The sequence below is a fragment of the Flavihumibacter petaseus NBRC 106054 genome, from assembly GCF_000974785.1.
Taxonomy (GTDB): Bacteria; Bacteroidota; Bacteroidia; order Chitinophagales; family Chitinophagaceae; genus Flavihumibacter; species Flavihumibacter petaseus.
The window spans coordinates 76,995-97,010 of the sequence record NZ_BBWV01000005.1 but is presented as its reverse complement, the minus strand read 5'-3'; the positions used below and the strand labels follow the sequence as shown (position 1 = coordinate 97,010).

27 protein-coding genes and 1 tRNA gene are annotated in these 20,016 nt (G+C 43.5%); 6 read left to right on the top strand and 22 right to left on the bottom strand.

The annotated features are described in order from the left end of the window. Positions 1-127 precede the first annotated feature (127 nt). Complete coding sequence (locus FPE01S_RS22720; protein ID WP_046371418.1) at positions 128-829, top strand: DUF1826 domain-containing protein; 702 nt, start codon at positions 128-130, stop codon at positions 827-829. Positions 830-965: 136 nt separating this feature from the next. Here the strand turns inward: FPE01S_RS22720 and FPE01S_RS22715 are convergent, their stop codons facing one another. The 13 genes from FPE01S_RS22715 to FPE01S_RS22655 form a co-directional block, all read right to left on the bottom strand. Then, entirely contained in the window at positions 966-1,376 is a 411-nt protein-coding gene (locus FPE01S_RS22715) for a hypothetical protein (RefSeq protein ID WP_046371417.1), read from the bottom strand. 596 nt (positions 1,377-1,972) lie between these two features. After that, the gene (locus FPE01S_RS22710; RefSeq protein WP_046371416.1) at positions 1,973-2,794 is read right to left on the bottom strand and encodes a hypothetical protein; all 822 of its coding nucleotides are present in this window, start codon (positions 2,792-2,794) and stop codon (positions 1,973-1,975) included. Positions 2,795-2,881: 87 nt separating this feature from the next. Then, complete coding sequence (locus FPE01S_RS22705; protein WP_046371415.1) at positions 2,882-3,103, bottom strand: hypothetical protein; 222 nt, start codon at positions 3,101-3,103, stop codon at positions 2,882-2,884. 45 nt (positions 3,104-3,148) lie between these two features. Next, positions 3,149-4,237: a HigA family addiction module antitoxin gene (locus FPE01S_RS22700; RefSeq protein ID WP_046371414.1), complete on the bottom strand. Its 1,089-nt coding sequence runs from the start codon at positions 4,235-4,237 to the stop codon at positions 3,149-3,151. A gap of 10 nt (positions 4,238-4,247) precedes the next feature. After that, positions 4,248-4,511: a type II toxin-antitoxin system RelE/ParE family toxin gene (locus FPE01S_RS22695; protein ID WP_245624048.1), complete on the bottom strand. Its 264-nt coding sequence runs from the start codon at positions 4,509-4,511 to the stop codon at positions 4,248-4,250. Positions 4,512-4,721: 210 nt separating this feature from the next. Further along, entirely contained in the window at positions 4,722-5,501 is a 780-nt protein-coding gene (locus FPE01S_RS22690) for a hypothetical protein (protein ID WP_046371413.1), read from the bottom strand. A gap of 186 nt (positions 5,502-5,687) precedes the next feature. Further along, positions 5,688-6,086: a DUF5675 family protein gene (locus tag FPE01S_RS22685; protein ID WP_046371412.1), complete on the bottom strand. Its 399-nt coding sequence runs from the start codon at positions 6,084-6,086 to the stop codon at positions 5,688-5,690. A 2-nt stretch (positions 6,087-6,088) separates the two neighbouring features. Beyond that, entirely contained in the window at positions 6,089-6,316 is a 228-nt protein-coding gene (locus tag FPE01S_RS22680; protein WP_046371514.1) for a hypothetical protein, read from the bottom strand. 57 nt (positions 6,317-6,373) lie between these two features. Continuing rightward, a complete protein-coding gene (locus FPE01S_RS22675; protein WP_046371411.1) occupies positions 6,374-6,862 on the bottom strand; it encodes a hypothetical protein in 489 nt (162 codons plus the stop codon). Between the two features lie 92 nt (positions 6,863-6,954). Beyond that, a complete protein-coding gene (locus FPE01S_RS22670; RefSeq protein WP_046371410.1) occupies positions 6,955-7,299 on the bottom strand; it encodes a LytR/AlgR family response regulator transcription factor in 345 nt (114 codons plus the stop codon). Between the two features lie 212 nt (positions 7,300-7,511). Continuing rightward, entirely contained in the window at positions 7,512-7,754 is a 243-nt protein-coding gene (locus FPE01S_RS22665; protein WP_046371409.1) for a hypothetical protein, read from the bottom strand. A gap of 133 nt (positions 7,755-7,887) precedes the next feature. Beyond that, positions 7,888-8,253, bottom strand: a complete 366-nt coding sequence (locus FPE01S_RS22660) for a LytR/AlgR family response regulator transcription factor (protein WP_046371408.1) — start codon at positions 8,251-8,253, stop codon at positions 7,888-7,890. 212 nt (positions 8,254-8,465) lie between these two features. Beyond that, positions 8,466-8,783, bottom strand: a complete 318-nt coding sequence (locus FPE01S_RS22655) for a LytR/AlgR family response regulator transcription factor (RefSeq protein WP_046371407.1) — start codon at positions 8,781-8,783, stop codon at positions 8,466-8,468. Between the two features lie 325 nt (positions 8,784-9,108). On the opposite strand from FPE01S_RS22655, the gene FPE01S_RS22650 reads away from it, so the two are divergent. After that, the gene (locus FPE01S_RS22650; RefSeq protein ID WP_046371406.1) at positions 9,109-9,669 is read left to right on the top strand and encodes an Ig-like domain-containing protein; all 561 of its coding nucleotides are present in this window, start codon (positions 9,109-9,111) and stop codon (positions 9,667-9,669) included. A gap of 77 nt (positions 9,670-9,746) precedes the next feature. Here the strand turns inward: FPE01S_RS22650 and FPE01S_RS22645 are convergent, their stop codons facing one another. The 4 genes from FPE01S_RS22645 to FPE01S_RS22630 are packed head-to-tail and all read right to left on the bottom strand — an operon-like array spanning position 9,747 to position 12,394. Continuing rightward, positions 9,747-10,412 carry a hypothetical protein gene (locus tag FPE01S_RS22645; protein ID WP_157474137.1) on the bottom strand — a complete coding sequence of 222 codons (666 nt, stop codon included), beginning with the start codon at positions 10,410-10,412 and terminating at the stop codon, positions 9,747-9,749. Positions 10,413-10,420: 8 nt separating this feature from the next. Then, on the bottom strand, positions 10,421-10,771 hold the full coding sequence (locus FPE01S_RS22640) for a LytR/AlgR family response regulator transcription factor (RefSeq protein ID WP_046371404.1): 351 nt from the start codon (positions 10,769-10,771) through the stop codon (positions 10,421-10,423). 28 nt (positions 10,772-10,799) lie between these two features. Next, the gene (locus FPE01S_RS22635; protein WP_046371403.1) at positions 10,800-11,471 is read right to left on the bottom strand and encodes a hypothetical protein; all 672 of its coding nucleotides are present in this window, start codon (positions 11,469-11,471) and stop codon (positions 10,800-10,802) included. Continuing rightward, a complete protein-coding gene (locus FPE01S_RS22630) occupies positions 11,468-12,394 on the bottom strand; it encodes a helix-turn-helix domain-containing protein (protein WP_169749217.1) in 927 nt (308 codons plus the stop codon). Before FPE01S_RS22630 ends, FPE01S_RS22635 begins: the two co-directional genes overlap by 4 nt. A 394-nt stretch (positions 12,395-12,788) precedes the next feature. Here FPE01S_RS22630 and FPE01S_RS22625 point away from each other — a divergent pair, with 394 nt between their 5' ends. Then, complete coding sequence (locus FPE01S_RS22625) at positions 12,789-13,181, top strand: hypothetical protein (RefSeq protein ID WP_157474136.1); 393 nt, start codon at positions 12,789-12,791, stop codon at positions 13,179-13,181. A 46-nt stretch (positions 13,182-13,227) separates the two neighbouring features. Here the strand turns inward: FPE01S_RS22625 and FPE01S_RS22620 are convergent, their stop codons facing one another. After that, entirely contained in the window at positions 13,228-13,695 is a 468-nt protein-coding gene (locus tag FPE01S_RS22620; protein WP_046371400.1) for an SMI1/KNR4 family protein, read from the bottom strand. A gap of 10 nt (positions 13,696-13,705) precedes the next feature. Further along, entirely contained in the window at positions 13,706-14,191 is a 486-nt protein-coding gene (locus FPE01S_RS22615; protein WP_046371399.1) for a hypothetical protein, read from the bottom strand. Between the two features lie 186 nt (positions 14,192-14,377). Between FPE01S_RS22615 and FPE01S_RS22610 the strand changes: the two genes are divergently transcribed. The 3 genes from FPE01S_RS22610 (at position 14,378) to FPE01S_RS22590 (ending at position 16,917) form a co-directional block, all read left to right on the top strand. Next, a complete protein-coding gene (locus FPE01S_RS22610) occupies positions 14,378-14,971 on the top strand; it encodes a hypothetical protein (RefSeq protein ID WP_157474135.1) in 594 nt (197 codons plus the stop codon). A gap of 681 nt (positions 14,972-15,652) precedes the next feature. Further along, complete coding sequence (locus tag FPE01S_RS22595) at positions 15,653-16,360, top strand: DUF5131 family protein (RefSeq protein ID WP_046371395.1); 708 nt, start codon at positions 15,653-15,655, stop codon at positions 16,358-16,360. 17 nt (positions 16,361-16,377) lie between these two features. Then, positions 16,378-16,917, top strand: coding sequence for a hypothetical protein (locus tag FPE01S_RS22590; RefSeq protein WP_046371394.1), 540 nt, complete (start codon positions 16,378-16,380; stop codon positions 16,915-16,917). A gap of 273 nt (positions 16,918-17,190) precedes the next feature. Here the strand turns inward: FPE01S_RS22590 and FPE01S_RS22585 are convergent, their stop codons facing one another. The 3 genes from FPE01S_RS22585 to FPE01S_RS22575 all read right to left on the bottom strand — a co-directional run bounded on the left by FPE01S_RS22585 (position 17,191) and on the right by FPE01S_RS22575 (position 19,965). Continuing rightward, on the bottom strand, positions 17,191-18,957 hold the full coding sequence (locus tag FPE01S_RS22585; protein WP_046371393.1) for a hypothetical protein: 1,767 nt from the start codon (positions 18,955-18,957) through the stop codon (positions 17,191-17,193). 36 nt (positions 18,958-18,993) lie between these two features. Then, positions 18,994-19,824, bottom strand: a complete 831-nt coding sequence (locus FPE01S_RS22580) for a hypothetical protein (protein WP_046371392.1) — start codon at positions 19,822-19,824, stop codon at positions 18,994-18,996. A gap of 67 nt (positions 19,825-19,891) precedes the next feature. Next, positions 19,892-19,965: transfer RNA gene (locus FPE01S_RS22575), tRNA-Pro, on the bottom strand. Positions 19,966-20,016 lie beyond the last annotated feature (51 nt).

Sequence of the window (20,016 nt, the reverse complement as noted above, 5' to 3'; positions counted from 1 at the left end):
TTTTTAATATTCTGGAAACTGAAACCGGATCAATAGCTGAACAGGTTCAGGAGTTGCAGGTTCGTCCCGGTGGTCGGGGGCGGCTTTTTTCTTTCGCATATGGCAGTGGTGTATTTTTGCACCTGCCATGAATGCCAATTTTCCGCATACCGCCCATCAGATTCACTATGTCACGAATTTTCAGGACCTGGTCGCTACCCCCTTTGCCGGCGAGGTGAATGCCATTTGCTGGACGCGTCAATTGGCCGGTGATTTTTCCGAGATCGTTGAAAAAGCAAAATTGACTGGAAATATGCGGGAAATTGAACCCGCCGAACTTGAAGATTTTCAGTTAAGCGAGAAGGGGCAAATTGCCCGTGACATTATTTTAAATGACCTGAGTTGCCTGGAAGCTCACGGCGCATCGCCAATGCTTAATGTGATCAGGAGTTATTACCAGGACGATCACTACCCGTTTTTTCCGACCGATGTCTATTCTTTTCATGTTGATCGCGCCTCCGTACCAACGGATACTTTTCTATGCACCTACTTTGGCGCGTCAAGTGAGTTGTTGCCCAATTCACAAGGCAAAAAGAAAGTTCTTATTCCGGAAATACGGTACGAACTAAAAAGACTATACCAGGGTGATGCCGAAGGGTTTGAATCATTTTTAAGTGAGTATTTCTTTGATCTGCACTACCTGGCCGAACAGGATGCGAGTCCGGTATCGCTGGGTACAGGTCATATGTGGCGGTTGGCGGTTGACCATCCTGAAAGCGTGGTTCCGCCCTGTATTCACCGTGCTCCAAGGGAAATACCCGGCCAGCCCCGGCTATTGCTGATCTGTTGATATGGCATGCTAAACTCTCTTCCTCCTCCTGGCCATTTTTGTCTTATACAATTTTTCGGTTAGACTGTAAATTTGGTATGCCATTGCCTTTCCTGCCTGGAAGCCATAGTTGCTTTTTGACAAGGGTGTTGGTTCGTCAGCCCTGCTTGATAAGGAACCTAAAATCATAACGGTTACGAATTCTATCAAATATGACTTCCTGTTCTTTGTAGTCAAATTGGTAGTATTTACTCAGCCATTCTTGTGTCGCACAGAAAATGCCCTCTTCCTGAAAATCGCAAATTGAAAAATCAAATACTTTTAAGTAATAGCAGACATTCTGATTTCCTATCCTGGCACCAATCTCATCTGAAAACTCGGATACAGCAGGGATCATGTACTTTAATAAAGTGCTCCGCTCAAAATTGATTCCGTTGGCAATTCTTAGATATATTGATTCAGTAATAACTGTGTCAGTATCCAGAATGTCAGGATTTAATATTTCTTCGATGTTCAGGTAAATTACAATCCCCCAACTGCTTTTTAATAATTGATAAGTAAGGTTCATTCCTCGCTATCGGTTTCTTAAAAGTAAAAATATGCAGTTACTGCAAGTTTGACTCATTATTTTATAGTAGTAATTTTATAAACAACTGTCCAACTTAAATGAAGATCACCTAATTGTATCTGAATATTCTTCGAGTCCAGACCCGCGTCGGCAAGCTTTTTTCTAAACTCGCCAGCCCCCACTCCTGCACGGTATAGGTAATCCAGCCCCTAAAATATGCGTTCTTTTTTCTTTCAGGTACATCTGACGGAGATACTGCGAGGCCATATCATGATCAGCCGTGCACATGTCCGCAGGATTAAAAGAAGCCGATATATTCTGCTAGCTGGATTAACAGAAGCCGCCCTGGTTGGTGGCTGCACATATTACCGTTAAAATAGCCTCTTCTATAAGTCGGGTGCTCCACCACCGATAGTAAGAAATCAGTAATCCTACAAAAATTATCAGCTTTCTGGCATCCATAAAAAGCAGCCCGGTTTTGTTTAGCCAATTTCCCCTCCTGGTCATTTGCCTCTTTGAAACCTGGAACCTCTTTGCGGGAAAACTAAATTCCAATAATTGAATACTTCTAGCGAAACTGGCACCTTATAAATTCTTCAGAATATAGCCAGTAAATACTTTTCATATATTCTAAAATATTTTAGAAAAATGCCAGTACAGAATTCGATATAGCTATTAAAACTTCTTACATCGATCGGATTATTGGCAACCACGTATCCATTTCCACTTTGTTCAGAATTAATCTCAGCTTTATAAGCAATCCCATTTTCAATATTTGCCTTTTCTAAATCCATCTTCCAGATTAGGAAAGAAAGAAATGATAAATCCCCCAGGAAAAGGAAAAACTTAGGATCACCAGGATGATAGATAGGAATTTGGTCCTTGTACTTCAAAGCGATAGTTGGAAATTTGTACTCATACAAAAAGTTCTTCTGTTCTCTTCCAACACTACAATCTAAAATAATTGACAAGTTATCGTTTAGTTGCTTTTGATAGCTGGTTTCATCAATTTTCTCAAAATCTGTCAAATTCTCGAAAAGGAATCTATCAATAAGGTCATTGAAATCTGACCGTACCCAAAAGCTTGTGGCAGGCACCTTCACTATTGCTTCCTCAAAAGTAGCAAATCGTCTAAGATCAAATATCTCATACAACCCAAGTCTCCTGTTTGGAGGCTCCAATGGTTTGACAGAATCAAGATCGCGAGGGGAACACATCAGAAGCTTGTTACCTTGTTTATGGCTATATTCTGTAAAGCCAAATACCACACAGTTCTCTAAAACTGTAACAATGTTATTTTGCGTAGAAAAATATACCTTATTTATTAAATCCCTTACGATAGCATTTGATCTCAGGTCTTCTACTATTAGGTCATAATAGGTCTTGATGTTGTTGTTTATCGTATTGAAAACTTCCATTTTTTGTATTGCTAATTACCAACTCAACTCATTGACTGTAGGTTAAAATTGGGTGGGAAGAATAATTTTTCGATACCTTCTTTTATATTATAGAAGTTTGTCCGGGTCAAGGTCTTCATTGGAAAGGTCGCTTATTGCAATATCAAAAATCCGACAGCACTCGACTATGTATCCGGTAACCTCATAGTATGCCATAGCCTTACCTGCTTCAAAGTCATTAGATGCTTTTGACATGGGTGCTAGTTCGTCTGCCCGATTCCTGATCAGCTGCACAAGGTGCTTCAAAATCAGTGTCATCTTTTCGTTCATGGATTGTTTTTAATAATAGAATCGGACTGAATACCGGCCGGAAGTCTATTCAAATATTACCGGCTCCAGATACTCCTGGCCCAGTGAGTATGGTATTATTTTCTTGTGCTGCAAACGACCGATGATAATACCCGGATGTGTATTGAACTGTTTTGCAAAGGCCCTTATGTCTTCCTCGCTAAGTGGAGCAGCGTCAATTATTTCAGCTTCTTCTTCTTCTGTAAGTGTCCATTTTACGGCAAATTCATCGGCTTCAGCTTCCTTCTGGTTGTCTTTATCGGAATAGTCCACTTTCTCCAGGAAAACGTCCTTTTTTCCATGCAGGATAATATGCCCCGCTTCATGAAAGAAGGTGAACCAAAAGCTGTCGTTCCGTTTATATCGCCCGGTCAATTGAATAAGCGGTGTGTCATTAAGCCAGCGGGTGGAACCGCTGATTGGCGCTTTGTTTATACAAGGCGTGTGGACAACCTTGACCCCTGCCCGGAGGCAAATGGATTGTAATTGAATGAAGAAATCGTCAGGATGGGTTGCCATTAAAGATTTCAAACCGGGTAATGCTTCCTTAAAACTCTTTTCTGAATAGTCGTTCGCTTTTAATTCAGCAGCCTGTAATTCTCCTTTGCGAAGCCAGGCTGAAATAGCATAGGGTTCGTTGGTTTCTGCCAGTGAAATGCGAAAATTTAGTTTGAGTGTCTGGTTGAAGTAATACTCTTCCCAGCCGGTGTGATTGGAAAATCCGAAAAAAGTAAGTATCGCCATTGTTTTTTCCCGGATGGAACCTACCGGGGGCAGCCAGCCTTTTTTTATCATATCGTTCAAGGGAAACTGCTTTGCCCATGCAATCGCGTCGTCAATGACCGTTTTGTGTTTTTCCCTGGCGATGAATTCGTCATAGCTTCTTTGGTGGTTCATCCAGAAATTAGCCGGAATCTTCGTTACTGTCTCGAACTGCACAGCCATATCCGGTGTAATGGCGCTTTTCCCACTTAGAATAGCAATGATGGTTTTTTCAGGCTTTCCGGTGCGAAGCGCAAATTCCTTCGGACCCATTTCCATTTCCGCCAGTTTTTCCGCTAATGTTTCTCCTGGATGAAATACTACTGATGGAATATATTGATTTTGCTTAGCCATTTTTCAACGATTAATGATAGTCAACAATCTCTACAATTTCTATTCCTGTAATCTCCAGCCAGATGTACCGGCCGTGGCTGTCGGTAGGAATTGGATTTTCATGGGGAGTAAAAATTAACCGGTATGGTTGATCCAGGTCACAACTCCATTGCCCTTTCCTTTCACCGGTTAACTCATGGAATCTGCCTGGCAGGTTTCTTACTTCCTCCAGGATAACAGCGTCCCGTAAGGCGTTGAGCCGAGATACGAATAGCTTTGCCCTTCTATCTCCCATTTTCTGACGGCACTTGCTAAAATCTGCCGAAAGTTTCTCCAGAAGTCTATTTGCAAAAGTTATTTCCACCGCAAAGGTAATAGTTTTTAAATAACAGTATGTGTAAGTTAAAATAAAATCGCTTTTAGCTATACCTTACCGCTGATTGTTAAAAATGAAATGGCGTATTGTATTGATATTCAACCGTATGTCAGTGTGGTCGCGGTCAAGTTACGCTGGGCTTCTCTCTGGATCCCAGTGGCCACGGATTATTTTCCACTCATTGTTAATGTTCACTAGCAATAATTCTATTCCGTCTTCTTCGGCGTTTTTTTCGTTCAATTTCCAGGTTACGAGCAACAGCACGCTTCCATCATGAAATATTTCTTTGCCCACGATCCTGAAATCAGAATAGAAGTCAGGTTTGCTTCTTATTTCAAGCAAATTCTCCCTGGTGACCTTAGGTGGGCTATAGACAAAGAAGAATGGAAAATAAATGTCTTCTGTAGGAAGCTTCTTGTCACTGTCGTTATAATCGTTCATTAAAGTAGTCAGCGAGTCCCTATTTACCAGTTTGAAAAAGGCAACCGTGTCTTTTGTACAAATGGCCTTTACAAAATCCTGCGATAGCTGCACAAACGTGGCATCGGTTTCATTGCTTTCCAGATGTGCCATTTGCACCTTTGGCCTTGTGGCCTCCTGGTGTGTGGCGGTAAAGTATACCGACCAGACGATGAGAAAAACCCACCACAGGACAATTGGCGAACTGAGCAGTATGCAGATATTGGCGCGAAAGCTCCGGGTGTAGCCATTTTCGTCCAGGACTTCCCTAAGAACTTCGAAAGAGAGAATAGTGCCCCCAATGAGGAGGCTCAGTATAATGAACGACCTGACTATTATGGGTATACTCCCGGGAATGGTAAAGAATATCAGATGGTCGCTAAAAAGATGGAAAGCAACGCAGAACAGAAAAAATAAGAAGGAAATCGAGGCTTTGGTTAGAAGATTCATGGCTGGTGTAAGGTTTAGGTAATTGATGGATGATTTGCAAGAAAATGAAAAATCCGGAAAAGAAATACCGTGTTTTCACCTATTGACTGGGTGGTTTATTTTTCTTAAAGAACCCCAGGCCAGGAATGGCCCGGGGTATTGACATCATATGCCGAAAAACAATCGTTCTTCCGTATCCTACTACTCCTAAAGTTTGGTCAGCCGCAACCAGGCTTCTTCCCTCCGCTCCAATCCTCCTTTGACCAGCTGCATCAGCTTACAAAAAGCGTCGTTGGATCTTTTCCCAACGCCCGGTCGGACCAACTCACTCACCGGCGCGATGCAGCCTTTGAGCTCTTTGGCCGCATTGTTGGCCTTGTGCAGCAGGATCAGGCTGCGGCCCGGAACGTTCTGAACCTGCAAGTGCCAGCGATGTCGTTCGCTGTAACGTAACGCTAATGGATAGCGTCCTTCGGGTATGCAGGATATCATCCGTTTGTTGTCGCGCCAGGGCAGTTCGATCGTAAAGCACACGAACCGTTCTTCGCAGCTGAGAATTCCACTCGTACCTGACGAGTCATATTCTCTTTCGAGCAGCAGTTCCACGATTACCCTTTTACCGCCACCTGGCTCACCGCACTGGCAACCGTAGCTGCCACGCCCAGGTAACTGGCAATGGTGGTAATAATGGCCGGCAAGGCTACCGGGGAAGCCAGCAACGCGGCACTGATGGCGGCCAGCGCCATCCCGATATTGCGCAGCTTCACGAAGAAGGGCGGCGTTTCTGCTACTGCCCTTTCGACCAGGCTAAGCCGGTCAATTTCCATCTGTTTCATGTCCATAGGTTTTGTGATTAAAAATTGGTTTTTCATCGGTACTGGTATAAAAACGGGTCATAACACCCTTTTGAGTACGGCTTCATTGCCGGGCAAGTCCCAGGCGATCACCCTGATCTTCATCCCCTGCAACAATGGGTTGGTCTTTTGCGTCGTGTATACCCAATGGAACACGTACCTGCAGACTGCCTCACCGGTTTCCAGTAAGGAACCATCGGCCGCGTACAACGCAAACACCACCCGCCATACCCGAAAATTATCTTCTGCCTTAACTACCAGATTTTGCCCGCCACCGCCATCATACCCTTCCATCCGGAGGTCCGACAATTCCGGTCCAAACATCATATCGTTAAAAGCAGTTCTTGTAACACTTCTGTTTCCTCCATTGGCCTGGATGTACCAGGCTCTCATTTCCGGATCAGCCTTTACCCGGCGTACATACCGGATTGCTTTCATAAAAGCCACGCGGACAGCAAGCTCTTTGGGTGTCAGTATCGTTCTTTTCCACGAACGGGGAGCGGCACTCACAATAGTCTTATTAGCCATAAATAAATGATTGATACCTGAATGTTGTGAAGGAACCGGAAGGCCATGCAGGGTACCCCTCCCGCATGGCCGGGAGACTGTCCGGTGTGGGATCAGGCATTGTTACGGATCTGCCTGAGTTTGATCATCGAAGTAGTTTTGATCACCTTACGGTAGAGGTGATACTCCACGGGAAGGCACCTGTCGCCTATAATGACGCCATCCCTGCTGAACCCGGAAATATACCGGACGTTGATGTAATAGCTGCGGTGGAGCTGAATGAAATTGCTATCATCAAGTGCTGCTATCATCTGCCGCATATTAACGGCAACCTGGTAAGCCTCATTTTCTGCGTAGACGTCGCAATACTTGCCATCTACAACAATGTATCGGATGCTGCTGTGTGGAACACGGAATATTTCGTCTTTCCCCCTGATCCAAATGTGTGTGCTTTTCATGATTGTTTGATTTCCCAAAGAGTAGCAAAACGTTTTGGTTCAAACAAGCGAAAGTCATCATCCGACAAGGATGTGGTACAAACTGACATTGCGACGGAACGAATGACATTCACCCACTACCGATTTGCAGTGCACGGTTGTTTTTAGAAAGGAGAATCATGGAAAAACGCTCCCGAAACTGCCGGTTTCGCTCCCAAAACTGCCGGTTTGATTTACCGCCTGGCAGTTTGCGCCAGCACCTCTACGGCTTCCTCAAAGGATTGATGCCTTGCGAAGGCAGCCACCAATAGAAAGAATTCTTCATGGGCGGAATCCTCTTCAACCCATTCGTCTAACCGACGTTGCTCCACACGGGTGGACACTTCCTTAAAAAACCTTTGCATAATTGCTGAAATCTCATCAGCCAGCTGAATTTCTGCCGCCTTCTCCAGGATGGTTTTCGCAGTAATTTGCATGGTGCTTCGTGTTTAAATAAATCAAGGCGCGCATCGCTGCGCACCTTGACTTGCTGCAAGAGAACGAATAAATCCAGAAATCCAAAATAGTCAACAGTTCTGAAACCTGGTACCGTATTTCTACGGAAAGCGGTCAGGCCCCCAAACCGGGCTTTGAAGCCTTTCTTCGTCTGCGGCCGATCCTGTTTTGGGACAACACTTCAAACAAGCGCCGGCGATTGGCCCGGGAAAGCGGAAACTGCATTTCACCAATGTTTACGCTGTTCCGGCGGAGGGTGGTGACAAACTTTGCGTTGACAACGTACTTCCGGTGAACGCGAAAGAAGACATCATTGGGAAGCCATTCCTGCAGCGTTCCCAGGTTGTACCGGACTTGAAGGGTAAACTCACCGGCATGTATCATACAGTGCTGATTTACCACGCTGATGTACTGGATAGCCATGACGGGTACCGGTATCAGGCTTCCTCTTTTCCTTACCCAGATCTGATCGATTTGCATAATTGTTTCATTTTCCAAACTATAGCAAACGGATTCTATTCATGCAACTCCATGTCACCAGGTGACTGAAGTCCGGAATAATCCGACAATCTGATGGTACATTCGACAAGGGTAACCCCGGCAAAAACCGTTCATCTAAAATAAACCTGGGCAAATAGCAGGGAAAACGCTCCCAAAACTGCCGGTTTCGCTCCCAAAACTGCCGGTTTGTATCAATCGACTATGGGTAGTCTGGCAATAACGGCGTTGTAATACTGCTTTGAAATCGGGATAAAATTCTTGCCGATGTGCAGGCCTTCCTGTTCGAGTGTCTTGATGTGATTGATCGCCACGGCATAGGTCCGATGCGTACGCACAAAAGCCTCTGTAGGTAATTTTGCCAATACAGCCGTCAGTGTAGAACGCACCAGGCAATACCGGTCGCCTGTGAGAAAGATTTTTGAATAGCTGTCTGAAGCACTGACAAAAGTGATCTCTTCAAGGTCTAGGCGAACAAGGGTTTTTCCCTGCCAGATAAAAATATACTTCATCTTTCCAAAATACATTTTTCGTTCGTGATTCATAAGGGTTGCCTTCGGGTTTCGTTCGTTAATTTAACGAAGCATCCCTTTGAAAAGCCATACCAGAGCCGAAGGCAACCCGAAGAAAGCTGCTGTAAACGGCATAACGATGGGTGTAAATGGCATAACAATAGCATTCGCTACATTTTTGGAAAAGGAATGAAAGTGAAATCTAGTTTTGAGTCTGGATTTGACCGGCTGGTGTCATGTATGCAAACGGGAACATGACCCCGTTTGTTTCCGGTGGGAAGAATCCAAACGGCATCATCATTTTATCATTTTAATCCAATGCCTTATGGCAAAATCAAAAGGCCTGATAACAGGCACCATTTCCGGAATGATCGGTAAAGAACTGGTATTCCGCGACTGGGAAGAAAAAGTAATCGTTGCAAAAGCGCCCGGCCAGCGGAGCACCCCTGCAACAGCCGCCCAGGAAGTGATCATGGAAAACTTCACCACCGGCGCCACCTATGCCAAAAACATCCTGCAGGATCCGCTTATGGCGGAAGCCTACAGGAAGGCGCGTAAACCCAGACAGAACCTCTACAGCAGGGCGCTGCAGGATTTCGTCAATCCGCCCGTGGTGAAAACCATCACGGCCCGTGAGTATACCGGCGCTGCCGGTGACAAGATTGTCGTGAGGGCTGAAGACGATTTCCGTGTGGACAAAGTTTTCGTGGAGATCCTTGCTGCCGGCGGCAACCTGCTGGAAAACGGGTTTGCCGTAGTACAGCCGAATGGCATCAACTGGACCTACACCGCCACCCTGCCCAACGCTGCAGTTCCCGGCACTACCATCAGGGCCACCGCCACTGATGTACCCGGCAACGAAACGACATTGGAGATTATCCTCTAATGCCAAAAAGTAAAGGCTGCGCCCGCAAGGGTGCAGCCTTTTTACTACATCTCTATTATTATTGCAATAGGTTGAGCTTACTCGCTATAAAACGTCCAATTCAATGCAGGGGTTTCAGTTTCAGCAAGGCACAAGACCTTTTCCCTGATTGCTTTACGGTGAGCCGCACCAACCAGGAAAACGGCATTGGTGTACTGATGTGTCCTACTATACTCGTAAATATTCTTTAACATCTCATTTTCCCTTCTTTTATGAATGTCTTTCCAAAGCTGGAATAATTCAGAATAAGTCGGTTCTTTCAATTCTTTCAAGCCTGCATCAATCAATTTCTCCTGCAAGTCATAAACATATTCAGCGTTATCGCTATTCAGATATTTGAATCCCCCACATACCGCATAATCTTTCATTGCATCAAGGACCTCTTTAAAGCGTTCTCCAATTTCGCCAGGAATAGCCTCAATACGTTTATTGAGATTTACGATCTCGTCGAAGAACCATTTTGGCGGCACTCCTTCCGGTTCAACCAATACCTGTTCCACCTGGTGATCTTTCTTAAATAATAGGATTGCCTCCGACTCAAGATTCGTGGACGATTTGTCGATATAATAGGCGTCATAATATGAAGGAGGTTTTTCTTCAAAGATTACCTCCGGACCGATCATATTCAGAATCTTGCACAAGCCAAAGGCACTAACATACCCGATAGGTTGATGCCTTGTACAGATCACGGTTACATTGTACATCTTTTCGTTTATTGACCAGGACTTACAATATCCCGGGACTTTCTAAAAGTGATAGAAAGGCGCTTCAGCTCGCTTCGGCCCCACCTTGATAAAGGCAGGTTTTTGCCGCAAATAAACAAACCAGCCTTTCCCAAGGTAATGACATGCCGGAGGGAAACGATATACCGCTTATGAATGCGAACGAACTGATCTTCCGGCAACTGGCTTGCAATCAGGCGCATACTTTTGTAGACGGTATATTCGCCGGAAGTGGTGACGACCAGGCATTGTTTTTTGTTTGACTGAATGTATTGTACAGCCGATACCGGTACGAAGTCATGGCCAGTGGGGCCGGGCAACAACAGGTTAAGATTGTCCATATTGCTAAGGTTTAATAAGGATGATGCGTTAATTTCCAGGTTTTGACACACTCACTTTGCCTGTGCTGTCCGTGATGACCAGCAGGTTACCCGGGCCGCTTTCTGTCTTCACCAGCCCGGCATCTACAAACAGGTTCCCCATGACATCATACCTGATGTGGAATCTCGCGCTTCCTTTCAGCACTACCGTACGTTTCCAGAAAAATGGATCCCGATAGGTCAGCGTTGAATTCGGATACAGTTCCACCCGGGTGCTGTCGGATAGCCAGAAGATCTTTGTTTCCTTTTCTGCCCATACTACTGCTGTCTGGTCGTTCCCTTCCGGCGGTTTCTTCCCTCTTACCAGCCAGGTCAAAGGATGAATAGGAATAAAGAAATCGGCAATAAGCAATGCGAGCATCGATCCTAATGTCCAGAGGATGATCTTGCGGATGCGCCGCCGCTTCTTTGGCAGCGGTGCTTTCTTTTTCAGTTTCGCCAGCAAATGCGGCGTTATAGCGCCCGGCCCTTCTGCGTTGAGCTCCACAAACAGGTCAAATAGTTTCTCATTGGCAACATTCTCATGTGTCCAGGCGGACAATTCCTCCTCTTCTGCTTCCGTGGTCAGCTCCAGGAAAAAATTCTGCAGCAGAAGTGCCGCCCTGGGATGAAGATCCGCAAACACGGCTACGGCTTCAATCTGTGCTTTTAGCGTATTCATACTACTTTATTTTTTTTCCTCCAGAATTTGGGGGAATAACCGGTGAATTGAAAAAAGTTATCGCGGAAGGTCCTTTCCGAGCCAAAGCCACATTCCATGGCGATGGCCAGGAGCGTTTTGTCCGTTTGCAACATCATGTCCTTCGTCATTTCTACCCGCTGTTTCCGTTGGATGGAGGCGATACTGGTATTGTGTTCCTTTTTGAAGGCCTTTTTCAGGGCGCATTCATTAAGATTAACCGCTTTGGCCAATTGAACTGTAGAAAACTTTTTATCAGGGTTGGTACGGATCAGCAACGCAGCCGCAACTGCATAATCGCGCTTGTTGCTTTTCTGACCGGCCTGCGTCCTGTCGACCGCAATGCTTTCATCCAAAGCCAGTAACAACTGGGAGATCCGGTTGGAGAGCCAGCGCTCCGGCTGATCGACTAGAGCAGGGGGATTCATGATCTCTCCCAGTTGCACTTGTACGGGAAGACTGGCCACATAGCGACCACCCGTGAGGTCGCTGATTGCCAGCCGTTGTTCGAACGGCGCGATATCTAAAACGCAATATTGAACCCTTGTGGATTCAGCAAGTTCGACGCTATAGTCGCTACCACAGAAAACAGCCATTGTATTCTTCTGGAGGAAAAGCTTTTCCCCCTCCCTGGGCACCAGGAGCAGGGAACCATGTGTCACCAGGAGTAATTTTTTCACCCCTTCCCCATGGGCGACGGCCAGTTCAACTTCTGGTTTCAGGTTAAAATCAAACAGGAATAGTGGCGTATCCCGGGCATCAAATACAGCGGCCCTGATGCTGCCGTGAAACTGGCGTGCAAGGTAATAGCCGAGCAGCGTGAGCGGCCCTTCTGGCTGATCTTTTTCATAAACAGCATGTAGATCCAGCTTGCCAATGCGTGTATGCGAAATCTGTATAAACACGTTAGAACGCATTTAAACTAAAAAGCAAAAGGCAGTCCGGCAAGTGTTTTCACCTAAATTTTGCCAAAAGGAAAATGTTCCCGTTTCTGCCGGTTTGTTTGAAAAACGATTCGTATATAGCTATCCGTTCCGTATAAATACGGAATGGGGGGTCGGTAGAAATTCCCCTTTCCTTCCGAGCTCCCGTTGAGGAAAAATGGTTTTGTCGGGAGTTAGCGTTATTGCATTTCTGTTAGCCTATGGCATTGCTATCATTTTGGGAGTTCTGATGAAGGTGAATTAGAATACAAAAAAAGTTTGTGATTTTCAAAAGGTCAAACGCGTAACTTAGAATTTCAGCCTTTTAAATATGTTACAGCCACCCAATTACAATGGCTTCGGACTATCCAGTTGTATGAGCCCAGAGTTGAGGAAGCTGGTTGAGCGACATCTGTCTGCGGATTTGAAGTTCTATGTAGATAAGCTTAACCTGAAGTTTGACTGGTCAGAAAGTTGTATTGAAGGTCATGACACCAAATTCCTGCAGTCAACAGTAGAGAACTTTTCTGGTATCGCTGTGTTTGATGAAAACGACAGCCTGGTAGGTGAAGGTTGGATGAAGTTTGTGCATGAGGGCGGCTTCTTCTTGGTTTATTGGGATTACATCACCACCTGGAGCAAAGAACAAAAACTGTCAGAGAAAGGCAGGCAAGGTATCCCCGATCACATCTGGGAATTGATTCCTGAAGATATTAAGCCCAACTATGAAGCTGAACGGAACAGATTTTACAGGTCTAATTTGTGGTAAAATTTACAACAATAGTACAATCTTCGACTACAGATTACAGCGTTGGCTATTCGCTAAACATCATCGTAACTGAATTGATATCGTATAATCTCAAGAACTCTGTAAAGGAGTTAGCAATTATTTGATGCCTGTCTCCGCAAACTATATAGATTTCGTTGTGATCCGTTGGCTCCGGATATAAACGAATCAGATAGGCAAACATGTGGAACATGTAATCCGCTATCACAAAGCAATTTTTATACGATGGCAGCGTATAGAACAAGTTCCCAAAGTCCGGCAAACCTCTAAAATTCACCAGGTTTTTATTGACGGTTTCAAAATTCTTTAATGTTCTGAATTGATACAATTCGTCGTTATAAGTCATCTGGCTTTGGCCCAGATAATTGAAATACTCCTTCAAATCTTCCGGAATACAAACTCCGCTACTTTTTTCAAAAGACACGAGTTCTCCGTCCGACAGCGGCTTTCCCTTTTTGCCAATCTGCGGCAATATTTCAATAATTGTTATTTGCATTTCGGCTTGATCAATTGATTTTCCCGAAAATTTTAGCCCAATTTAGAGTCAAAAAACGGTCCTTTTCCGGTAGCCAGAATTTTTGGCCTTCCTTGTAATCCAATGGAAAGGCGGGGCTTTTGATGCCGAAAGGACCGGTGCCTCCCTGCTGATAATAAAATTCTTTTGGGTCGTCAGAGCATCTGCCGGAACACAACAAACTGATAACTGTCTTTCGGTTTCGTACAGCTGAAACAGAAATGTCGATCCATACCGGAACTTTTCCTTTGCGAAGCAGGGTTTTAACGACAGTGTCCGCATTGGCATATTTTACTATTTTCCCGGCATCCTCGAGATACAGGTCAAACTGGGTCAACGAAGGATTATCATTTGAAAGGCTCAATATGATACAATAAACGTTTCTTGCCGGCAGGTCGTTTTTTATGTATTCAGTCGCAAATCGCCTGGATTCGTCTGTCGCCAAAGCCAGCAGGGCCTTAAATTCTTGTTCTTGCATTTTTGGATAGTTGAAATGCCCTGGAAGGCCGCATGGTTATAGGTTCTGTTCGGGGTTTGTTACTACAATGTAGAAAACGTTGGTGACATTTCGGCCGTCAGTCGCCTGGACCGTTTCCAATCCGTATATATACGGATACGGCAATCGGTAGAAATACCTTCTGCCGGAAGCGTACGAAAACAGTAGGTGGAAAAAGCAAAAATGCATATTTTTCCAATGGACATCAATCAACCCTATTGTCACCTTAACTACGTTATGAAAGATTTTGAAATTCTTCTGACAGAAAAATTCCCGGAGCCGGAAGTACCGGTAAAAGGGCAACTTGTTTTCCTAGGTAGTTATGATGATATTAGTGACGAGTGTCCGGAACTTCAGAAACTGACCCAACTTTCATACTTAAAAGCCAAATTTTTTACCGGCTTTAGGAATGCGCCTTTCATTCCCGCTATAGTTGGGGTTAGCGAAGACAGCCAGGTATTTATATTGACAAACCCGCTTTTTTCCGATTGGTATTGTACCCTCATTGGGGAGTTTGCAAAAATTGACGCTGCCGGTGTAGACGATGCCGTTCTTTCAGAGATCCTCTACCTGATCCGGGAGACCGGTACAGCCATGTGGAAAATCAGCAGGACAAAATATCATGTGGGTGTTGGCGAAATCCAGTGGGGCGTGTTAGACTTTGAAATCAACGGCACGCTTAAAATCTACACCCGATCGTTCCATGGCTTATCAGGAGTTATGGAAAAACGGCGGGGAAGAATAGCAGAAATGCTGTCGTGAGGACTATTACCAGTAATCTAATTAATTCGCAATGCGTCTCCTGCCACTATTCCTGATTCTAATGATTATTTCAGCTTGCAGTTCAAACCAGGACCAAATTGATGAGCTTAGCGATGATCTGCAAGATGTCAAGGAACTGAGACTACAGGTCGAATCACGTTTGGATGCTGCAAAAAGCAGGCTGGATAGCCTCGTGAAAGATTCGATTAAAAATATTCGGGATCCTCAGTCCCAATTACGGCTGGATTCTGCTAGATCGAGGGCTACTTCCCTGGACCGGATTTTTCGGGACCTTGACTGGGTATATGATTCACTGGATATGGAAATTGGAAAACTCCGATAGTCTGATTAAGCACGATGTTTAAAGTTGTTCGGAGTAAAAGGGAAGATCCTGCAAGTGAATACCGCCATTTTATTACATAAACATCCCGTGGATGCCCTAATCCTGGTGTCTGCCTGAATGCGTATAATACGGCTGTACATTAAGGGCTCCGGGATGTCCGAAGCGTGGGTAATAGAATTGGAGCTATTCCTGGGAATGAGAAAAGACGAAACTTTAAAATACTTCTGTGGAGAAACGATTATAAACACCTTGTTTGGAGAGGAACCAATAACTTACAAAAAGGATCAAGCGATAGAAAAATCTGCAAAAACATTAATAAGCGTAATCAACAATAATAGATGGCCCAATCAAAAGAATGGACCGAAATGACCTGGAATCCGACAACCGGTTGTGACAAGATTTCTGCGGGATGCAAATATTGTTATGCTGAAATCATGTCCAGGCGACTGCAGGCAATGGGAGTTGAGAAGTATAAGGACAATTTTGAGGTGAGAACTCATGAAGATGCGTTAGGAGTCCCCTATACCTGGAAGCAAGCAAAAACCGTTTTTGTCAATTCCATGAGTGACCTCTTCCACAGGGAAATCCCGCTGGAATTTGTTCAAAAGGTTTTTCGGGTGATGAATGATAACCTCCAGCATGTTTTCCAGGTGTTGACAAAAAGAGCCGACCGGTTATTGGAACTTCATACTGAACTGAAGTGGACACATAATATCTGGATGGGTGTTTCTGTAGAAAACGAAAAGGTAATCAGCCGGATTGATTGTCTTACGCAGACCAATGCCCGGGTGAAGTTTCTTTCGCTTGAACCGCTGATCGGACCCCTCCCCAGCCTGGACTTAACTAATATTGACTGGGTCATAGTAGGCGGCGAAAGTGGCCCTAAAGCCCGTCCAATGAAGCCGGAGTGGGTACTTGATATCCAGGAGCAATGTGAACTTACCAATACACCATTCTTTTTCAAACAATGGGGTGGTAAAAGGAAGAAGTCAGCCGGCCGGGAGCTGAATGGCAGGACATATGGTGAAATGCCGCTTGCTGTGTAACTGGTATTAAGTTATTTATGACTGGATTAGCCTCCATATTATCTGAGAAATTTCCATGGACCGGGGAACGGATTGAAGGACAACTTGCATTCCAAAAGAAGTTTGAAATAGTGAAACTGGACTGTCCGGAACTTCAAAAGTTTACTGGTTTGGCATTTTACAAAGCCAAATTCTCAACCGGATATAGAAAGTTTTCTATCATAGATATCGTTATTGGGGTTACCGAAATCGAAGAGGTATACCTGTTAATAAACCCCCTTTTCGCGGATAGCTATTCAACACTCCTTAAGCCCTTGGAGGAAATCAAATCTTCCGATGCAGGCCCATCCTTAATTTCTGAAATCGTATTTCTGTTCAAAGAGACAGGTGCCGTCATCTCTAAAATTGATGGAAACAGGTATCAATTGTGGTTTGGCAATGAAAAATGGAGGGTAATGATCTTTGCGCTAAAAGAGAACCTGGTTTTGCGAATAGTGCCAAACAGTAGTATGGGAGTCCTTTTTCGCATACAGAACTGGATTCGGGACTGGGTTTTCTATATAAAAGATGCACTCTAATCATAAACACACGTTATAATGAGTCCTGGGTTCCTTGACTACGGAAGGTCCTTGATGGTGGTCGCTCTTTTTTGAGATCAGCGAGTTGTCTAGTTCGCGACCATGTTTACCCACCATTACTGTATGTTGACCCACCCCGGTTAAAATTGTCTTGATGATTTTGACTCATCCAGAAGTTTCTTTTGCGGCAGTTTCGGCGCACACTTACCTACCTGGTTTAGGTTGTTGCGGTTGTCGGATTGATCTTCCTGCATTTCGATCACTAATAATCATTTACTCCTGCTTGGTCATTGCTTCCCCTTTCTTCACCAACTCTTCGATCAGTTCCTGAAAGCTAATTTCACTTCCCTTTTTATGGATGGCTTCAAAAATGGATTGCCTAAAACGCACAACCAAAGATGAAAGAGTATTAATAAGCTTAATGTTCGCCGCTCTATGCGAAACGCCGCTGTGCATTGCAAAATTTCTATATTCATAAGTTTCTAGGGCAATTCCGTTATAATACTCTCGCGCTTTGACATAGTCCTTTACTGTCAATTCGCTGTTGAACTCGGTCATTAACTCTTTAATATATGGATAATCCACATTGATGAACTCTAAAGGGATTATTCCGTTTAGTAGTTCTTTTTGAACTTCTCTCCTTCGCTCAGTTGAAACTAATGTTAAAGTCTCATTTGAATTTAAAAAGTTCATAAGACGAATCAGAACCCTTTTTTTACTGGTCTTTCGTTCGGTCAGAATAAGGAGTGATGAAAAAATCTCTCTAACGCGTTTCCCATTTCTCTCATTACCCGATAACAATATTTCCAAATAGATCCAATAGTCAGCAACTGATCTGTCTTTATGAGCTTCTACAAATAAGTGTTCAAATCCGAGAAACCAAGTTTTTGCCGCCCCATCGCAGTTCCTAAGCGCTTCGAATGCATTGTCTTTAAGATCTTCTATTAATCGCCATTCAAATTTTGAACCATAGTCTTGTAATGCCCAGTGTTTACCTAGAAAACTTCGGTCATTATTCAATACTAAAATGTTGTTAGAGTTGTCGGCGACCAGAATTCTTCCAAGTTTGGCAGATAAAAACCCCAATTCATTTTGAATTATATGCAACATAGTCCTAAACAGTGATTGTTTTGAGACCCATGTAACTGAAGTTTCAGCCAAAATAAAGTTGTCATCGCTGAAAAAATTATACCAATCTGAATCCTTATCTTTCTTTGCTAACTCCAGAATGTCTGGATGAGATTTTCCAAGAAATCTCACTTTGTTATATTTGAAAACAAAGTCGTCCGGGAAAATACCGCCGTAAACCCTGATAAATGCAATACCGGTAGATGGCTCTACTTTAAATACATTTGCGAATCCCATCAACTGTTGCCTTAAACTGCGGGTTTTCATAAATGTACGCTTGTCTGATTCTGTTTCAATGTCAGGAGAAAATGGAAATTTATTAATATCTCTACTAAAAACATTTCCTATTATATCATCAATTTCAGAAAGACCATAACCGCGAAACAAAAACTCCGATCCGAGCATTGTAGCTGCCGCAGCAAAGCTTTCTGCATGATTTCCAATTCCATCAGGTATAGGATCATATAATTCATGGTCACAAAGTGAATTATTGCAAACTGCGAATATCAGATCGTCGACCATGTTTGCTTTCAATTTCGCTTCTAATTCTTTCAATTGGATAATAAATTCTCTATTCTCAACTATGACGCATTTTTCATCCTTTTTCCCTTTTCCCAACAACCTGTATGCTTCAACTGATTTGATCACCTCATTGAATGCTTCGTATTTGGTCCAGTAATCCTTTTTTAAGAAGAATATGTTAGAAAAATAGTAGTCCAAATAGCCGATTTTGTGTGCCGTGTTGCATTCAATCTGAAAAATGATCTTACCGACCAACGAGGGTGGGCTTTCAATTTCAAGTAGTTTCTGTGTGCCGGCATACAACGTAAACTCCACGAGTTTGTCCAGGAAATAGTTAACTTTCTTTTCAACTAACTTATCTGGATTTGTAATTCCTCCAATATTGTGCATAACAAACCAAAGTATTTCCGCTAGTACTGTACACGATTAAGTTGTGTTAGTCAATTGCGTATTTTTAGATTTGACAATCTGTTTTTTAGTCAAGAAGGAAATAACCTTTGCGGTGGCTTCGTTCGTCATCGTTACATTATTAGCAATCGCATCTGTCAATTCGCCTGCTTTTATTTTTGCACCTTTTTCGATTTCTCGAAAATTGAAAATCCCTGCTGATTTTAAAAAGTCAATCAATTCAGCTTTGCTAAATTTTGGTGGAAATAGATTCCGCATATGTTCTTCTTGATACTCAGTATGATATTTTATAAAGTTAAAGGTTCGATCTTCATCCGAGGGGACATCGATGTCTGCCAATGAACCACCAATCACCTGAAGATGAATTTCCTCAATGATCAGCCCTATCATTCTAAGATGTTCTATAGCTTTATCAATTTCGTCAAAATTAAATGTCACCATTTTTGAAGCGGTATATCCGGATAGTCCATCCATATGACCATATCTTTTTTTTCTAAGTGTTCTTATCTGCTTTGAAAAACTTGTAGTTTGTAAAGTTTTTATCATCCCATTAATTTGGTTGAGTTTGGGATGGTTAGGATATGCTTTAAAAAATTCTTTTGACAATGCTCTTAATGAAGCTATATTCTCATGAGGTTTCATTGGTTGGTAGTCCTCAGTTAATTTGCAGAAATCCATAACAAAAACATATTGCAAACTATAAGAGTAGTTCCAAAATGTATAGCCAGTTGCTGTTTCTCTAAGTTTGGCATCCATTGCCGCACGACCTATATTATTGATCTCAGAGATAGAAAATCTACACGAGAGAAACGTACATGTAACTTGGATAAGACGTTCTTTAAGGTCCATTTTCAACTATCAAATTATTGATTGATAAAAACAAAAAATCCGCTGTAAAGCGGATTTTTAAATTTTGTCGGGATGACTGGATTCGAACCAGCGGCCTCTTCGTCCCGAACGAAGCGCGCTACCGGGCTGCGCTACATCCCGATGGATGGAAGGGGATCAAATATATAAAAATTTCGGAAAAATACGGTACGC

What these genes read in the sequence shown, in the direction of transcription:
- FPE01S_RS22720 (WP_046371418.1), top strand. Translation starts at nt 128, where the DNA reads ATGAATGCCAATTTTCCGCATACCGCCCATCAGATTCACTATGTCACG.
- FPE01S_RS22715 (WP_046371417.1), bottom strand. Translation starts at nt 1,376, where the DNA reads ATGAACCTTACTTATCAATTATTAAAAAGCAGTTGGGGGATTGTAATT.
- FPE01S_RS22710 (WP_046371416.1), bottom strand. Translation starts at nt 2,794, where the DNA reads ATGGAAGTTTTCAATACGATAAACAACAACATCAAGACCTATTATGAC.
- FPE01S_RS22705 (WP_046371415.1), bottom strand. Translation starts at nt 3,103, where the DNA reads ATGAACGAAAAGATGACACTGATTTTGAAGCACCTTGTGCAGCTGATC.
- FPE01S_RS22700 (WP_046371414.1), bottom strand. Translation starts at nt 4,237, where the DNA reads ATGGCTAAGCAAAATCAATATATTCCATCAGTAGTATTTCATCCAGGA.
- FPE01S_RS22695 (WP_245624048.1), bottom strand. Translation starts at nt 4,511, where the DNA reads ATGGGAGATAGAAGGGCAAAGCTATTCGTATCTCGGCTCAACGCCTTA.
- FPE01S_RS22690 (WP_046371413.1), bottom strand. Translation starts at nt 5,501, where the DNA reads ATGAATCTTCTAACCAAAGCCTCGATTTCCTTCTTATTTTTTCTGTTC.
- FPE01S_RS22680 (WP_046371514.1), bottom strand. Translation starts at nt 6,316, where the DNA reads ATGAAACAGATGGAAATTGACCGGCTTAGCCTGGTCGAAAGGGCAGTA.
- FPE01S_RS22675 (WP_046371411.1), bottom strand. Translation starts at nt 6,862, where the DNA reads ATGGCTAATAAGACTATTGTGAGTGCCGCTCCCCGTTCGTGGAAAAGA.
- FPE01S_RS22670 (WP_046371410.1), bottom strand. Translation starts at nt 7,299, where the DNA reads ATGAAAAGCACACACATTTGGATCAGGGGGAAAGACGAAATATTCCGT.
- FPE01S_RS22665 (WP_046371409.1), bottom strand. Translation starts at nt 7,754, where the DNA reads ATGCAAATTACTGCGAAAACCATCCTGGAGAAGGCGGCAGAAATTCAG.
- FPE01S_RS22660 (WP_046371408.1), bottom strand. Translation starts at nt 8,253, where the DNA reads ATGCAAATCGATCAGATCTGGGTAAGGAAAAGAGGAAGCCTGATACCG.
- FPE01S_RS22655 (WP_046371407.1), bottom strand. Translation starts at nt 8,783, where the DNA reads ATGAAGTATATTTTTATCTGGCAGGGAAAAACCCTTGTTCGCCTAGAC.
- FPE01S_RS22650 (WP_046371406.1), top strand. Translation starts at nt 9,109, where the DNA reads ATGGCAAAATCAAAAGGCCTGATAACAGGCACCATTTCCGGAATGATC.
- FPE01S_RS22645 (WP_157474137.1), bottom strand. Translation starts at nt 10,412, where the DNA reads ATGTACAATGTAACCGTGATCTGTACAAGGCATCAACCTATCGGGTAT.
- FPE01S_RS22640 (WP_046371404.1), bottom strand. Translation starts at nt 10,771, where the DNA reads ATGGACAATCTTAACCTGTTGTTGCCCGGCCCCACTGGCCATGACTTC.
- FPE01S_RS22635 (WP_046371403.1), bottom strand. Translation starts at nt 11,471, where the DNA reads ATGAATACGCTAAAAGCACAGATTGAAGCCGTAGCCGTGTTTGCGGAT.
- FPE01S_RS22625 (WP_157474136.1), top strand. Translation starts at nt 12,789, where the DNA reads ATGAGCCCAGAGTTGAGGAAGCTGGTTGAGCGACATCTGTCTGCGGAT.
- FPE01S_RS22620 (WP_046371400.1), bottom strand. Translation starts at nt 13,695, where the DNA reads ATGCAAATAACAATTATTGAAATATTGCCGCAGATTGGCAAAAAGGGA.
- FPE01S_RS22615 (WP_046371399.1), bottom strand. Translation starts at nt 14,191, where the DNA reads ATGCAAGAACAAGAATTTAAGGCCCTGCTGGCTTTGGCGACAGACGAA.
- FPE01S_RS22595 (WP_046371395.1), top strand. Translation starts at nt 15,653, where the DNA reads ATGGCCCAATCAAAAGAATGGACCGAAATGACCTGGAATCCGACAACC.
- FPE01S_RS22590 (WP_046371394.1), top strand. Translation starts at nt 16,378, where the DNA reads ATGACTGGATTAGCCTCCATATTATCTGAGAAATTTCCATGGACCGGG.
- FPE01S_RS22585 (WP_046371393.1), bottom strand. Translation starts at nt 18,957, where the DNA reads ATGCACAATATTGGAGGAATTACAAATCCAGATAAGTTAGTTGAAAAG.
- FPE01S_RS22580 (WP_046371392.1), bottom strand. Translation starts at nt 19,824, where the DNA reads ATGGACCTTAAAGAACGTCTTATCCAAGTTACATGTACGTTTCTCTCG.